The organism is Streptomyces sp. SID12501, from assembly GCF_010550245.1.
Classification (GTDB): domain Bacteria; phylum Actinomycetota; class Actinomycetes; order Streptomycetales; family Streptomycetaceae; genus Streptomyces.
Genome location: NZ_JAAGLU010000018.1, coordinates 132165 through 146151, shown reverse-complemented (window position 1 = coordinate 146151; position 13987 = coordinate 132165). Strand labels below are relative to the sequence as shown.

15 protein-coding genes are annotated in these 13987 nt (G+C 70.7%); 9 read left to right on the top strand and 6 right to left on the bottom strand.

Annotated features, from left to right (window positions below; genetic code table 11):
* Positions 1-112: 112 nt before the first annotated feature.
* The 4 genes from G3I71_RS22715 to G3I71_RS22700 are packed head-to-tail and all read left to right on the top strand — an operon-like array spanning position 113 to position 3101.
* On the top strand, positions 113-1522 hold the full coding sequence (locus G3I71_RS22715) for an SRPBCC family protein (RefSeq protein ID WP_164316671.1): 1410 nt from the start codon (positions 113-115) through the stop codon (positions 1520-1522).
* The gene (locus tag G3I71_RS22710; protein ID WP_229695357.1) at positions 1507-1833 is read left to right on the top strand and encodes a 2Fe-2S iron-sulfur cluster-binding protein; all 327 of its coding nucleotides are present in this window, start codon (positions 1507-1509) and stop codon (positions 1831-1833) included. Before G3I71_RS22715 ends, G3I71_RS22710 begins: the two co-directional genes overlap by 16 nt.
* Before the next feature lie 7 nt (positions 1834-1840).
* A complete protein-coding gene (locus tag G3I71_RS22705) occupies positions 1841-2056 on the top strand; it encodes a transposase (RefSeq protein WP_164316670.1) in 216 nt (71 codons plus the stop codon).
* Between the two features lie 4 nt (positions 2057-2060).
* Positions 2061-3101, top strand: a complete 1041-nt coding sequence (locus G3I71_RS22700; protein WP_164316669.1) for an NADP-dependent oxidoreductase — start codon at positions 2061-2063, stop codon at positions 3099-3101.
* Between the two features lie 45 nt (positions 3102-3146).
* Here the strand turns inward: G3I71_RS22700 and G3I71_RS22695 are convergent, their stop codons facing one another.
* From G3I71_RS22695 to G3I71_RS22680, 4 genes are all read right to left on the bottom strand, one after another.
* Positions 3147-3461 (bottom strand): putative quinol monooxygenase, encoded by a 315-nt coding sequence (locus G3I71_RS22695; protein ID WP_164316668.1) that lies wholly within the window; start codon positions 3459-3461, stop codon positions 3147-3149.
* A gap of 79 nt (positions 3462-3540) precedes the next feature.
* Positions 3541-5277, bottom strand: a complete 1737-nt coding sequence (locus G3I71_RS22690; RefSeq protein ID WP_164316667.1) for a PEP-utilizing enzyme — start codon at positions 5275-5277, stop codon at positions 3541-3543.
* 55 nt (positions 5278-5332) lie between these two features.
* A complete protein-coding gene (locus tag G3I71_RS22685) occupies positions 5333-6157 on the bottom strand; it encodes an SDR family oxidoreductase (RefSeq protein WP_343243040.1) in 825 nt (274 codons plus the stop codon).
* Positions 6154-7461 (bottom strand): aromatic ring-hydroxylating dioxygenase subunit alpha, encoded by a 1308-nt coding sequence (locus tag G3I71_RS22680; protein ID WP_164316666.1) that lies wholly within the window; start codon positions 7459-7461, stop codon positions 6154-6156. The genes G3I71_RS22685 and G3I71_RS22680 overlap by 4 nt, the downstream gene beginning before the upstream one ends.
* Positions 7462-7616: 155 nt before the next feature.
* On the opposite strand from G3I71_RS22680, the gene G3I71_RS22675 reads away from it, so the two are divergent.
* From G3I71_RS22675 to G3I71_RS22660, 4 genes are all read left to right on the top strand, one after another.
* Complete coding sequence (locus G3I71_RS22675; RefSeq protein WP_239149296.1) at positions 7617-8096, top strand: VOC family protein; 480 nt, start codon at positions 7617-7619, stop codon at positions 8094-8096.
* Between the two features lie 96 nt (positions 8097-8192).
* Entirely contained in the window at positions 8193-9257 is a 1065-nt protein-coding gene (locus G3I71_RS22670; RefSeq protein ID WP_239149295.1) for a thiamine pyrophosphate-dependent dehydrogenase E1 component subunit alpha, read from the top strand.
* Between the two features lie 5 nt (positions 9258-9262).
* On the top strand, positions 9263-10294 hold the full coding sequence (locus G3I71_RS22665) for an alpha-ketoacid dehydrogenase subunit beta (protein WP_164316665.1): 1032 nt from the start codon (positions 9263-9265) through the stop codon (positions 10292-10294).
* The gene (locus tag G3I71_RS22660; RefSeq protein ID WP_164316664.1) at positions 10291-11844 is read left to right on the top strand and encodes a 2-oxo acid dehydrogenase subunit E2; all 1554 of its coding nucleotides are present in this window, start codon (positions 10291-10293) and stop codon (positions 11842-11844) included. The genes G3I71_RS22665 and G3I71_RS22660 overlap by 4 nt, the downstream gene beginning before the upstream one ends.
* Before the next feature lie 35 nt (positions 11845-11879).
* Here G3I71_RS22660 and G3I71_RS22655 read toward each other — a convergent pair whose 3' ends face one another.
* Positions 11880-12485, bottom strand: coding sequence for a TetR/AcrR family transcriptional regulator (locus G3I71_RS22655; RefSeq protein ID WP_164316663.1), 606 nt, complete (start codon positions 12483-12485; stop codon positions 11880-11882).
* 140 nt (positions 12486-12625) lie between these two features.
* Here G3I71_RS22655 and G3I71_RS22650 point away from each other — a divergent pair, with 140 nt between their 5' ends.
* On the top strand, positions 12626-13270 hold the full coding sequence (locus tag G3I71_RS22650; RefSeq protein WP_164316662.1) for a TetR/AcrR family transcriptional regulator: 645 nt from the start codon (positions 12626-12628) through the stop codon (positions 13268-13270).
* Positions 13271-13306: 36 nt separating this feature from the next.
* Here the strand turns inward: G3I71_RS22650 and G3I71_RS22645 are convergent, their stop codons facing one another.
* Complete coding sequence (locus G3I71_RS22645) at positions 13307-13984, bottom strand: SDR family NAD(P)-dependent oxidoreductase (protein ID WP_343243039.1); 678 nt, start codon at positions 13982-13984, stop codon at positions 13307-13309.
* Between the last annotated feature and the right edge of the window lie 3 nt (positions 13985-13987).

The following is a 13987-nucleotide window of genomic DNA, read 5'->3' as shown; positions in this document are numbered from 1 at the left end:
CGCTGGAATCTGGTCATGACCTCGGGTGGATCGAGCCTCGTCACCGGCAGGAGTGTTGCTCCCGGCCGTGACTGGTAACTACACTCACTCTAAAGTTTCTGCCGGAGGAGAGATGATGGACGCAACATCGGAGCCGGCCACCGCACGGTGCCCCGGGCCCACGGTCCAGGACTACCTCGACCAGGACAGCCGCCCCGTTCCCCCCGCCCTGCGGTTCGAGCGGAACGACCACCTGGGCAGCGAGGACATCGACACCGCCCGCTTCACGTCCCGCGAGTGGGCCGAACGCGAGATGCGGCAGGTCTGGCGGCGCGTGTGGCAGTTCGCCTGCCTGGAGAGCGAGATACCCGAGGTCGGCGACCACGAGGTCTACGAGATCGGCGACGACTCCCTGATCGTCGTCCGCACGGCCCCCGACGAGATCCGGGCCTACGTCAACGTCTGTCTGCACCGGGGCCGCAAACTGCGCACGAGCGGCGGCAACGTCGGCGAGTTCCGCTGCTCGTTCCACGGCTTCGCCTGGAACCTCGACGGCACGATGCGGACCCCGCCCTGCGCCTGGGACTTCCCGCACGTCACCCCGGAGAAGTTCGCCCTCCCCGAGGCCCGGGTGGCCACCTGGCGCGGCTTCGTCTTCATCAACATGGACCCGTACGCCGAGTCCTTCGACAGCTACCGCGGCACCTTCGACGAGTACTACATCTGGCCGCTGGAGAACCGCTACAAGTCGCTGCACATCGCCAAGGTGCTGCCCTGCAACTGGAAGGTCGCGCAGGACGCTTTCATCGAGTCCTTCCATGTGATCGCCACGCACCCGCAGATGCTGCCGTGGCTCGCCGACGCCAACTCGCAGTACGACGTCATGGCGGATCAGCCGAACTGGAACCGGATGATCAACATCCAGGGCGCGCCGAGCCCGCACGTGGCGGACTCCGTCACGGAGCAGGACGTCCTGGAGACCTTCTACGACTCGCGCGCGTTCTACGCTGCCGCTCAGGGCCGCGACCTGGTGATGGGGGAGGGCGAGGAAATGCCGGCGGTCCCGACCGGCGGCACTGCCCGTCAGGTCCTTGCCGAGCGGATGCGCGCACAACTCGCGGCCACCTCGACGCAGGACTTCTCGAAGACTCCGGACACCGAACTGATGGACGCCATCAACTACTTGCTGTTCCCCAACTTCAATCCCTGGGGCGGCGCCAAGTCGAACATCATCTACCGGTTCAGGCCCAACGGCCTCGATCCGGACTCCTGCACCGCCGAGATCATCTTCATGTCGTCCCCGAAGCAGCCCGGTCAGACGCCGCCCCCGGCGAAGATCCGCTGGGTGCCGGAGGACATGCTCTTCGCCGACATCCCCGAACTCGGTGTGCTCGGGCCGGTCTTCGACCAGGACTGCGAGAACCTGCCCTACGTCCAGCAGGGTCTGAAGGCGATGCGCAAGCCCGGCATCACGCTCGCCAACTACCAGGAGAGCCGCATCCGCCACTTCAACCGGACGCTCGACCGGTGGATGGACAAGTGACCCACCGGGTGGCGGTCAGGCCCCTGGGCGAGGAGCTCGAAGTCCTTGACGGCGAGGACCTGTTCACCGCCGCACAGCGCCTCGGCTACCGCTGGCCCACCGTCTGCGGCGGCAAGGGCACCTGCCGTACCTGCTTCGTCCAGGTGGAGGAGGGCGCCGAGAACTGTTCCCCGGTGGGCCCGCTGGAACGCGAGGGCATCGAGGCCCTGCGCAGGCCGGTGGACGGCCTGACCCGGCTCGCCTGCCGGCTCAGGGTCGAGGGCCCGGTGACCGTGACCAAGCGCGGCGTGCGCCGCCGAGTGCAGGAGTGAGGCCCCCGTGTCCAAGCAAGTGATCCACCCGCTCACCGGGCAGGTGTACCGGCTCACCGAGGACGGACTGGTCGAGGTCACCGACCCCAGGACCGGGGCGCGGGGGGTCTTCGACTTCCAGGCCCGGTGGCAGTCGGGCGAACTGCGCCACGCCGACCTCCAGATGGCCGGCTGGGTCGGGCGCCTCGCCCAGCGGCGTACGCCTCCGCAGCCGGAGCAGTGATCCCGTGACGCCGCCTCGTACGACCCGGGTGGTCTGCCTGGTGCGTCGGCCCGACGGAGAACCGCTCACCACCGACTTCGCCGTCGAGGAACGCCCGCTGCCACCCCTGGGGGAGGGGCAGTTGCTCGTGCGCAACCTCTACATGAGCGTCGACCCGTCCATGCGCGGGCGCCTGGAGAGCACCGAGAAGCACTACACGCACAACTTCACCCCGGGCTCGCCGCTCGACGGCCGTGCCCTCGGCGTCGTCGAGGAGAGCCGCTGCGCCGCAGTGCCGCCAGGCACGTACGTACGCCACCAGCTCGGCTGGCGGGAGCGGGCCGTGCTGGACGCGGCGGACACCGACGGCGCCGGCCGCATCGACCCCCAACTCGCCCCGCTGCCGACCTGGTTGGGCCTGCTCGGGCAGACCGGGTTCACCGCGTACGTGGGTCTGACCCGGATCGCGGAGCTGCGCCCCGGCGACACCGTTTTCGTCTCGGCGGCGGCCGGCGCCGTCGGCACCGCCGCCGGCCAGTTCGCGCGACTGCTGGGCGCGGACCGTGTCATCGGCACCGCCGGAGGGCCCGACAAGTGCGCCCTGCTGGTGAAGGAGTTCGGCTACGACGCCGCCGCCGACTACCGTGCCGAGCCGGTGCGCGACGCGCTGGCCCGACTGGCACCCGACGGCATCGACGTGTACTTCGACAACGTCGGCGGTGAGCAGCTCGCCGCCGCCCTGCACGCGCTGCGCACCGGTGGCCGGGTCGCCCTGTGCGGCATGATGTCGCAGTTCGGCGGTGACCGACCGTCCGGCCAACGGTCCGCCGACATCAACCAGTTGATCCAGGCGGTCCTCAAGCGGCTGACCCTGCGCGGCTTCATCGTCCGCGACCATGACGACCTGCGACCGGAGTTCGAGCAGCGGGTCGCGGGATGGCTCGCGGAGGGCCGGATCACCGCGCGAGAGACGGTCGTGGACGGCCTGGAGAACGCCGCGGGGGCGCTGTTGTCCCTGCTGGGCGGGGGCAACGTCGGGAAGATGCTGGTGCGGTTGGGGGACTGAAACGGCTGAGACGGCGCCCCCGACGGGGGCGCCGTCTCAGCCGTTTCAGCGCATGGGCCGGGACTCGGCGACCGTGTGGACCTGCAACGAGACGCCCACCCGGGTCAGCCCGGCCGACGCCGCCCTGAACTCCTTGATGTGCGGGGTGGCGAAGTGCTCGTCGAGGGCCCGCTGGGAGGTCCAGTGTTCATACACCCGGATCCGCCGCTCGTCGCCGGGATCGGCGGTCATGGCGTAGTCCAGGCAGCCGGGCTCCTCCTCTCGGGTCCGCCGACCCAGCTCGACGAGGGCTTCCAACATCGTGCCGCGGTCGCCGGGCTCGTAGTCCATCCAGCCGGCGACGACGATTTCCTCAGCCATGGGAGTCACGCGTTCCTCTCGCGATCGTGACCGCGGGCCCGCCGCTGACGGGGAAAGCAGCGACGGGCCCGCGGAGTACTCAGTTGCCGAGCGGCACCGGGACACTGTCCACGGTGACCGTGCCCCGCTCGCCGTCGACCGTGATCAGCATGCCGTCCCGCAGCCGTCGCGTCCCGCTCTCGACGGAGATCACGGCCGGGATGCCCAGCTCGCGGCAGACCACCACGGCGTGGCTGTTGAGCGCGCCCACGTCCACCACGGCCGCACCGGCGACCAGGAACAGCGGGGTCCAGGCCGCGTCCGTGATCGGCGCGACCAGCACCTCCCCGGGCTCCAGCGCCTCGCACGAGGCCGGGTCGGTGACCACCCGCACCCTGCCGGTGTAGGTGCCGTGGCTGCCGCCCACACCGCCGAGCACATCGCCCTCGACGGCAGCCGGGGTCCGCTCCTCGGCGCGGCGCGGCCAGGTGTCGATCTCGGTCTGTGTGTCCTCGGCGACGAAGAAGGGCGGCTCCAGCTCGTGCAGGCCCGCGTACTCGTCGAGTCGCTGGGCAATCACGGGGCCGAAGATCTCCGGGGCGGCGACATAGTCGTCGAGTTCGGTGTCCAGCAGCATCATCACGTCCTCGGGCCGGGCGAAGAGGCCGGCCTCGGCACCCCGGCGACCGAGTTCCCGTACGGCCATGCGGATCTCGTTGACGACGGTGACGCAGTTCGCCTTGGTGCGCTCGCGGGCCGGGATCCACACCTGGGAGGCGTGCATGCCGGCGTCGAACATGGGCTGCGTCTCCTCGGGCAGCGCGGCCCGGATCTCCCGCGCCGTCCGCTCACGCCCCTCGGTCAGCCGCGTTCGGCGGACGGCCGGGGAGTCGTCGGCGGCGCTGTGCCGGATCCGGTCGACCAGGGCCAGCGCCTGGACGGGCGCCGCCTCCCAGGACAGCGCGTGGATGTCCCACTCGTTGGGGCCGCGGTCGCCGGACTCCGCGAGGAACTCCTCGAAGGCGTCACGGAACGCCTTCAGGTCCCCGGTCGCGGCGTCGAGCGACTGCTCCACCGCGGCCGTGCCCCGGTCGAACAGCGCGGTCAGCTCGGCCGAGGCCGCCACCTGCCGGGACAGCGTCCACAGCCCCGTCGAGGGGGAGGCGGAGTCGACGTCGCCCAGACCGCCGATCAGGTCGAGCATGGCGCCGGGGCGGTCCACGCTCGCGCACAGCGGATCCAGGATCGCCGGTCCGACGGACGCGGGCAGTGACGACTCGACGTGCCGCTGGAAGGTCGTCTCCACCTCGTCCAGCAACGACCGTGCGTACGACACCAGTTCGGCGTCGGACAGCTGTGTCAGGTCGGGGCGCGAGTGGCGCAGGGCGCGCAGCCGGGCCCGGTCCGCGTCGGCCTCGGGGAAGCCGGCCTGGCCGAGCATCCGCCCGAGCGTCGCGCCCGCCTTGCCGGTGAGCTCCGCGTCCTGGTCGTCCGGGTGTGCCACGTACACCGGCGTGTCGGAGCGCCGGCCGACGAAGGCCGCGTCGATCTGGTCCGCCGTCTGGCCCATCCGGATGCCGAACAGCCGCATGTGGGACAGGTTCAGATAGAAGTGGCCGCCGAACATGCCGACGAACGGCGGTCGGGGGCCGGCCACCTCCTCCTCGCGGTAGATGCCGAACCCGACGAAGCCGTTGCGCCAGCCCTGCAGGCCGCGCCCCCAGACCAGGGTCCAGCCCAGCGGGCTGGCGGGGTCCGGCAGGGTCTCGCCCGCGTTGGCCCGGGTGTAGTGCGGCAGCCGCTCACTGCGCTGCCAGTCCGTGATCCAGCTCTTCATGACCGAGGTCTCCCGCCGTCCGTACCCGCGCCTGGCCCGTCTGCCACTGCCCCGCCTACCACTGTGCCGTACCGCCGTCGACGCTGATCAGCGTGCCGGTGATACCCGCGCCCGCCTCGCTCGCGAGCAGTGCCGCGACCGCCGCGACCTGCTCCACCGTGGTGATCTGCTTGGTGGCGGCATGCTCGGCGAACCGGCCCAGCCACTCCTCGTACGAGATGCCCTCGGCCTCCGCCGCGGCGGGACCCGCGGCCCGCATGAGGTCGGTGTCGACGGCGCCGGGACAGATGGCGTTGCAGGTGATGCCCTGGGTGCCGTACTCGAAGGCGGTCGCCTTGGTCAGGCCGTGGATGGCGTGCTTGTTGGTGATGTAGTGGCTGATCGCGGGCTTGTTGGCCTGCTTGCCCTCCACCGACGAGATGTTGATGATGCGGCCCCAGCCGCCCTCCAGCATCTTCGGCAGTGCCCGGCGGGTGCCGTAGAAGTAGCCGTTGATGTTCAGGTTGAGGGCGTCGTGCCACGCCTCGTCGCTGAGCTGGTGGATCGGGGCGAAGCCGGAGCTGCCGCCCACGTTGTTGACCCAGATGTCGAGCCTGCCGAAGCGCTCGGCGGCGAAGTCGGCGAGGCCCTCGATGTCCTCCTGGCTGTTCGCGTCGCAGGGGTGGAAGACGGCCCGGTCCCCGGCGCCCATCTCCTCCAGGGCCTGCTTTCCCTTGAGTTCGGAACGGCCGCTGACGACGACCGTCGCGCCGTCGGCCAGGAAGGCCTCGGCGATGGCGCGGCCGATACTGCGCGTGCTGCCCGTGATCACCGCGACACGTCCGTCGAGGCTGCCCGTAGCCACCATGGTGTTCTCCCGCGAGTCTTGTTGGTTGCTCACCTGGCGGCTCTGGGGGCTGCTGTTGCGCCACTGTCCAGGTGCTGGTGAATGGTGCGGTGCAGGTGCTGGAGTCCGGGCTCGTTGCGTCCGAAGACGAAATCGGTGCCGGCCAGGGCCTTCAGACCCTGCTGGACTCCGTAGGTGGTCGCGTAGTCCTCGTCACGAACCACCTCGTGGAACCACTCGCCGAACCTGTCGGCGGTCTGGCGTTCCTCGTCGGTGACCGCCGGTTCGCGCAGCAGGATGATCTGCTGGGTCACCGACTCGGTAGCCGTCCGGGGGAGTACCAGGGACACGGCGATCTTCTGGCGCCAGCCGCCGGCGATGGCGAGGCCCGGGAAGAGCCAGTAGATGGGGCCGACACACTCCCCGGGGTCCCGCTGGTCCGGCGGCAGGTCGACCGCCTGCGCGATGGGGCGCAGGGCGGGCGCGATGCGCTGGTGGGGGCCCCAGGTGTCGTGGGCCATCATGTTGGAGAGGTTCGTCTCGAACACCGTCTTCGGGTGCAGCGAGGCGAAGTGGTACGTCTCCAGATACCCGTCGAGGGTGACCTTCCAGTTCGGACTGGTCAGCGCGCTGGTGGAGTAGTGGTGGCACTCCGCCAGCCGGAGGCCCTCCAGCAGCGGCAGCAGATCGCCCAGCCAGTCGTCCAGGTCGGGTTCGGCCGCCGGGTCCAGTGAGACGAAGACGATGCCCGCGCGTTCTCCGGCCGGGAGCCTGATGAGGCTGCGGCCCTCGCGCGGAACCCCGCCGAAGGTCTTCTCGGCGTACACGCCCCGCAGCTCCCCGGCCAGGTCGTAGGACCAGGAGTGGTAAGGGCAGGTGATCCGCTTCGAGACCCCGCAGCCGGGTTCGAGGAGCTTGGCTCCCCGGTGCCGGCACGCGTTGATCATCGCGTGTACGGTGCCCTGCCGGTCGCGGGTGATCAGCACGGGGATGCCGAGCACGTCGATCGCCTTGTAGGTGTTCGGTCCGGGCAGCTCGGCGGACATGGCGAGCGGAAGAGGGACGCTCCGGTGGACGGCGTCCGTCTCGCGCTGCCAGCGGTCGGCGTCGAGGTAGTTGGCCACGGGTTCCGTCCACTGGCCGTCGGCCTCGTGCGTGGTGTTGGCGCGGTAGTGCGCCATCACCCGCTCGACGAGCTCGGCGGCCTCCCGCCGCATCGTCTCGGACGCCGCGTCGGTGGACCGGTCCTGGCTGATCCACGACGAGTATTCGGGGGTCGGGGCGGCAGACGGGGCCGAGGTCGGCGACCTGCGCTCAGTACCTGGTTCCCGAAGCTCCGGTGAACTGGTCTGGACCACGATGTCCTCACAATCCTTCCAGCCGCGAGCCGGTGACCGGCTTCGGAATGCGACGGCTGGGTTGTGTCCGAAACGACAACAGGACTTAGTGTGCTCTGTCAATAGAAAGTGTCGAAGTCGTCGCCCGGTGTGTCATGGGGGTGGGTGTGATGGTCATGACCCTGCCGTTCGAGGTGGGAGTGGTGGTGCGGGACGTGCGGCTGATGGAGCGCTTCTACTGCGACGTCATCGGCTGCCGGGTCGAGCGCCGCTCGCGCGTACCGGAGTCGATCGGAGGTCCGGCCGGGCTCGGCGGCGAGCTTCTGGTGGTCTGGCTGCGGGTGCCCTCCGGGGGGTGTGTCAAGTTGATCCTTCCCCGGCCGGACCAGGGGTCGGACCAGGGGCCGGTCCCGGTCTCGGCGTATGCGCCCCCCTTGTCGGCCGGGCGCCCGGGGCTGGCGTATCTCACCTTCCATCTGGACGGCTTGGACCCGGTGGTGGCGGCGCTGTCGACTGCGGGCGCCCGGCCGCTGTCGGACCCGGCCGTCGTCCTCGCGCGCGGTCGGCGGATCAGCTTCTGGGCTGATCCGGAGGGCAATGCCGTGGAGTTGGTGGACGCGCGGGGCGGCAACCCGGGTCAAGGGCATAGTAATTAGAGACGCTGTTCAGTAAGGTGCCCCAAGCTGGTTACTGTAGACCAGTACAAGTAAGTCCGATTGCTTGGCAACCTCCCTCGGACGAAGGGGCGGACGATGGCTCAACGAGCGTCGACGGCGTCGAAGAAATCCCCGCAGGTAACCCCGCAGGTAACCCCGCAGGTAACCCCGCAGGTGAACCCGCCGGTCAGCGAACAGATCAGCCCGCGGGTCATCAAGGACCTGCACGAGCGCATGGTGCGCATCCGGCTGTTCGAGACCGAGGCGGGCAAACTCATGGAGGCGGGCAAGCTGCCCGGATTCCTGCACCTCTATGTCGGTCAGGAAGCCGTGGCCGCCGGCGTGATGACAGCCCTGCGCGACGACGACCAGATCACCTCCACCCATCGTGGCCACGGACACGCCGTGGCCAAGGGCGTCGGCTTCCGCGAGATGTACGCCGAGTTGTACGGCCGGGTCACCGGCGCCTGCCTCGGCCGCGGCGGGAGCATGCACATCAACGACCTCACCCGCGGCATGCTCGGCGCCAACGGCATCGTCGGAGCCGGCGTCCCGATCGCCGTGGGCGCCGCCTTCGCCGCCCGCTACAAGGGTGAGGACAACGTCGCCGTGACCTTCTTCGGTGACGGTGCCACCAACATCGGCGCCTGGCACGAGGGCGCCAACATGGCCGCGATCCTGGGCCTGCCCGTGGTCTTCGTCTGCGAGAACAACGGCTACGCCGAGTTCACCCCGCAGTCCGCGCACATGCTGCTCACCGATGTCGCCGACCGGGCCGCCGCCTACGGCATGCCCAGTGTGATCGTCGACGGCATGGACGCGGTCGCCGTCCACCGAGCCGCCGTCGAGGCCGTAGAACGGGCCCGGCGTGGCGAGGGCCCGATGATGATCGAGGCCAAGACCTACCGCTTCTTCGACCACCAAGGCGTCAAGGGCCTGCGGCACCCCTACCGCTCGGCCGAGGAGGTCGCCGAGTGGAGGACCCGCGACCCCATCGACCTGATCGAGGCCCGTGCGGTCGCCGACGGCACCGCGACCCGTACGGAGCTGGACGACGTATGGCAGCGCACCCGCGACGAGATCGCCGAGGCCATCGCGTACGCCGAGGCGAGCCCGCTGCCCGACCCCGCCGACCTGCTGCTCAACGTCTACTCGGGATGACCGCCATGACAGCCACGACCGTCACGACCACCACCAACGGAGCGCCGGCCGTCGCCACGCGCAAACTCACCTACGTCAAGGCCTTCAACGAGGGCCTCGCGCAGGCCATGCGCGAGGACGAGAACGTGTTCGTCGCGGGCGAGGACGTCGCCGGATACGGCGGAGTGTTCCGCATGTTCGACAACCTGCTCGACGAGTTCGGCCCCCGCCGCATGATCGACACCCCGATCTCCGAGGCTGCCCTGGTCGGCCTGGGTGTGGGAGCCGCCGCCAGGGGTCTGCGACCTGTCGTCGACCTGATGTTCATGGACTTCATCGGCGTCTGCCTCGACCAGATCGTCAACCAGGCGGCCAAGATGAAGTACATGTTCGGCGGCGGCCTGTCCGTGCCGCTCACCATCACCACCGCCTCCGGCGCAGGCCTCGGCGCGGCGGCCCAGCACAGCCAGAGCCTGGAGGCGTGGCTGGCCCATGTGCCCGGCCTCAAGGTGGTGATGCCGAGCGACGCGTACACCGCCAAGGGCCTGACCGTCTCGGCCATCCGGGACGACAATCCGGTCGTCGTGATGCTCAACAAGGTCCTGCTCGGCAGCACCGGGGAGGTGCCCGAGGAGATCTACGGCATTCCGCTGGGGCAGGCGCACACCGCGCGGCAGGGCTCCGACGTCACCGTGATCGCCCTCGGCCGGATGGTGGGGGAGGCCCTCGCGGCGGCCGACGAACTCGCCGCCGAGGGCGTGGAGATCGAGGTGATCGACCCCCGGACCGTGCAGCCGCTGGACACCGAGACGATGTTCGCCTCCGTCCGCCGCACCAACCGCGTGCTCGTGGTGCACGAGGCCGTCACCTTCGGCGGGCTCGGGGCGGAGATCGCCGCCCAGATCCAGGACGTCGTCTTCGACTACCTCGACGCGCCGGTCCTGCGCATCGGCGCCCCCTTCTCGCCGGTCCCCTTCTCCCCCGTCCTGGAGAAGGCGTACGTGCCCGATCGCGCCCGTATCGCCCAGGGCTGCCGGCGTCTCCTCGAAAGGTCGTGACCGACGTGGCGGTCGAGGTTCTGCTGCCGAAGATCGGCCTGACCATGCAGGAAGGCACGATCGACGAATGGCTGGTGTCCACCGGCACGGCCGTCGCCGAGGGCGACGCGCTGCTGCGGCTGGCCACCGACAAGGTCGACGTGGATGTCGAGGCGGAGGCCGGGGGACTGTTCCACCCTGTGGTCCCGGCGGGCGCCACCCTGCCGGCCGGGGCTCTCATCGGCTGGCTGCTCGCCGAGGGCGAGCAGCCACCGGAGCCGGGGGGTACGCCGATGCCCGCCGGGTCCGGGTCCGGCGCGGACCCGGTCGCAGGTTCCGCCCCGAACGGTGGCCCCGTGGGCCTGGGCGCGCCGCCCGCCCGCGTCGGCGGTGCGGGTACGACTGCCGCGCCTGCCCCGGACGGGGGCGGCGGGGTTGCGACCGCCGTTCCTGCCACCGGCGCCGCTGTGGGTACGGGCGCCCCGTCGCCCCTCACGAGCACGGGTGCGGCCCCCCGGACCGGCGCTGCCGCCGCGGCGCCCTCCGCGAACGGCAACGGTCACCGGCTGCTGTCCTCTCCGAACGCCCGGCGCGTCGCCGGGGTCGCCGACATCGACCTCGCCGCCGTACGCGGCACGGGGCCGGGCGGCCGGATCGTCTCCGAGGACGTGGAGGAGTTCCTCGCGGCGCTCCCCGCCGACCTCGTCGCTCCGGTTCCGCCGGGCGTCACCCCTTCCTCGCCGCTGGTCCGCAAGCTGGCGAAGGAACGGGACATCGACCTCTCCGAGGTGAACGGCACGGGGCCCGGCGGCCGGATCCGTCGGTCCGACCTCGACGCCGTCACTCCGGCGCCTGTCCGCCGTAACGCGGCGGCTCCGCAGCCCGGCGACGTCCTCCCGCTCACCGGGATGCGCGGCACGATCGCCCGCAGGATGCACGCCAGCCTCCAGGAGATGGCCCAGCTGACGCACGGCTACGAGGTGCGGATGGACGCCGTGGTGTCCCTGCGGGACCGACTCAAGGAGGAGTGGGCCGACAGCGAGCTGCCGGTGCCCAGCCTCAACGACTTCCTGCTGAAGGCCGCCGCCCTCGCCCTGCGCGAGCACCCGCTGCTCAACGCGACGGTGCGGGAGGACGGCATCCATCTCCTCGAAGGTATCCACCTGGGCTTCGCCGTGGCCGTTCCGGGCGGCCTCATGGTGCCCGTGATCGAGGACGCGGTGACACTGCCGCTGCCCGAGATCGCCCGCCGGTCCAAGGCCCTGGCCCAGGCCGCGCGGGAGGGGCGGATCTCCCCCGCCCAACTGGAAGGGGCCACTTTCACCGTCACCTCGCTCGGCGGCTACGGCGTCGACTTCTTCACTCCCGTGATCAATCCCGGCAATGTCGGGATCCTCGGGGTGGGCAGGCTCAGGGACGGTGTCGAGTGGGTGGACGACAGGCCGCTGCGGACGCGGGTGCTCACCCTGAGCCTCACCTTCGACCACCGCGCCGTCGACGGGGCACCCGCCGCCGAATACCTCCGCACGGTCGGCGAGCTGCTGAGCAAGCCCCTCCGCCTGTTGGTGTGATCCGAGGTAACCGAGGTAACCGAAGTCCGCGAGGCCTATGTGGCCGGGTCGGTGATCCGCTCCGCGAGATCGCCGACCTCGCGGACGAAGGAACGGTGCCCCAGCGACCGGTACACGTCGTCACCCCGGACCTGCGAGATCGCCGCGGTCTCCAGCAGCGCCAGCAGGCCCAGGCCGATCACCGCCGCCTCGGCGTCGGTGACGGACGTGCGGGCCTTGCGGATCAGCCGCACCAGCTCCTCCAGCAACTCCGTACGGCTCTCCTGGCGCAGCGCCTCCGCGTCCTGGCTCATGCCGGCCGACGACACGAAGAACACGGTGGCGGCGGACCGGTACTCGCCCATCCAGGCCAGCAGCGTGGTGACGGACGCTCCGATGTCCGAGCCGGGTTCGTGGGCCTGCGTGATCGCCTGCAACTGCTCGCGCAGCGCGGCGGCGAACGCCCGCATGGCCGCCGCCAGGACCTGGTCCTTGGAGGAGAAGTGGTAGTACACCGCCGCCGAGGTCATCTCGGCCCGAGCGGCGATGTCGGCCACCGTCACCTCGTCCGGCGACTGCGTGGCGAACAACTCCGTGGCCGCCTCGATCACCCACTGCTTGCGCGAGGGGCGGTGAGCGGCGCGCGTTCCGGATGTCGTCATGCTGTCAAGTATGCCGGGACCTCGGGACGCCGGAGGCCAATGAGCAGCAGGAATTATGCGGACGGCCCCTGGGACTTACTGGATACACTGGTCAGTACGCAGCGCCCACGGACGTGGGGTCACGGCAGCCGGCAGGGAGCATGATGGCCACCACGAAGAACGGCAAGCAGCCCGCCCACCGACCCTCGCGGCGGCAGCACATCATCACCGCCGCCGTGCGGGTGTTCGGCCGCAGCGGCTTCGCGGAGACCAGCATCCAGGACATCGCCGACGAGGCCCAGGTGGTGCCCACGGCCGTCTACTACCACTTCGACGGCAAGGACGAACTCCTCGAACTCGCCATGCGTCGGGTCTTCGACCAGCTGAACGCGGTCGTGGAAGCGGCCCGTCCGGAGTCCGAGCCGGGCGACGCCGAGGGCCTGGTCCGCGTCATCGACGCCGTGTGGGAGTGGGTGGAACGCAACCCCGACGAGGCCCGGCTCTACCAGGTCCAGGTCGCCTCGGCCAACGGCAACGTCAAGGTGCTGCGGGACGAGTTCGAGCAGCGGCACATCCAGCGTGGCTACGACTATCTGCCCGAGGGCACCACGCGCAGCCCCCGGGCGGCGAAGGCCCGGCACGCGGCCCAGGCGCTCGCGGTCCGCACCCTGATCAGTACGACCATGCTCGTCACCGCGCTGCGAGCGGAGGGAGGCCCGCTGTCCCAGCTGCCCTCCCGGTCCGTCCTGGAGGCGGTCAGGGCGCTGGCACTGCGCATTGTCGCCACCGAGCAGCAGCCGACGTAGTAGAAGAAGCCGGCCACGTCAGGGACCTGAGGCGGTTCACCAGGGCAGTGGCCTGCGGTCGGCGAACAGCCCGCCCGTCGTCCCGTCGCCCTCGCGCAGGGTCGCCAGCCAGACCGGGGTGTCCGCACCCTCCTCCGGCCCGCGCGGGGCGGACGGGCCGCCCATGCCGCTGCGGGTCCAGCCGGGGTCGGCGGCGTTGACCAGGACGCCTGTGCCGGCCAGTTCGGCCGCGAGCATCCGCGTGAGGGCGTTGAGCGCCGTCTTGGAGATCCGGTAGGCGGGGTGCCGGCCGGAGTCCATCAGCGACAGCGAACCGTACGAGCTGGTGATGTTCACGACCCGGCCGTAGCCGGCTTCCACCATGCCAGGCACGACGGCTTCCGCCACGCGCCAGGCGCCGGTGAGATTCGTGTCCAGGGTCGCGCGCAGGATGTCCTCGTCGACGTACGGGGGCCGCAGTTCCCCGTCCAGGGACACTCCCGCGTTGTTCACCAGGACGTCGATCCCGCCGGTCAGCTCCCGTGCCTCACGCACCGCTTCGCCGATGCTCGTCGAGGAGGCCACGTCCAGGGCGAGCGGCAGCGCCGCCGGGCCGATGGCGCGGCACGCCTCCTCGGCCGCCTTCCGTTGTCTCGCCCCGACCAGGACACGCAGTCCCCGGTCCGCGAGCTGTCGGCCGATCTCCAGGCCGATTCCGCGTGCCCCGCCGGTCACCAG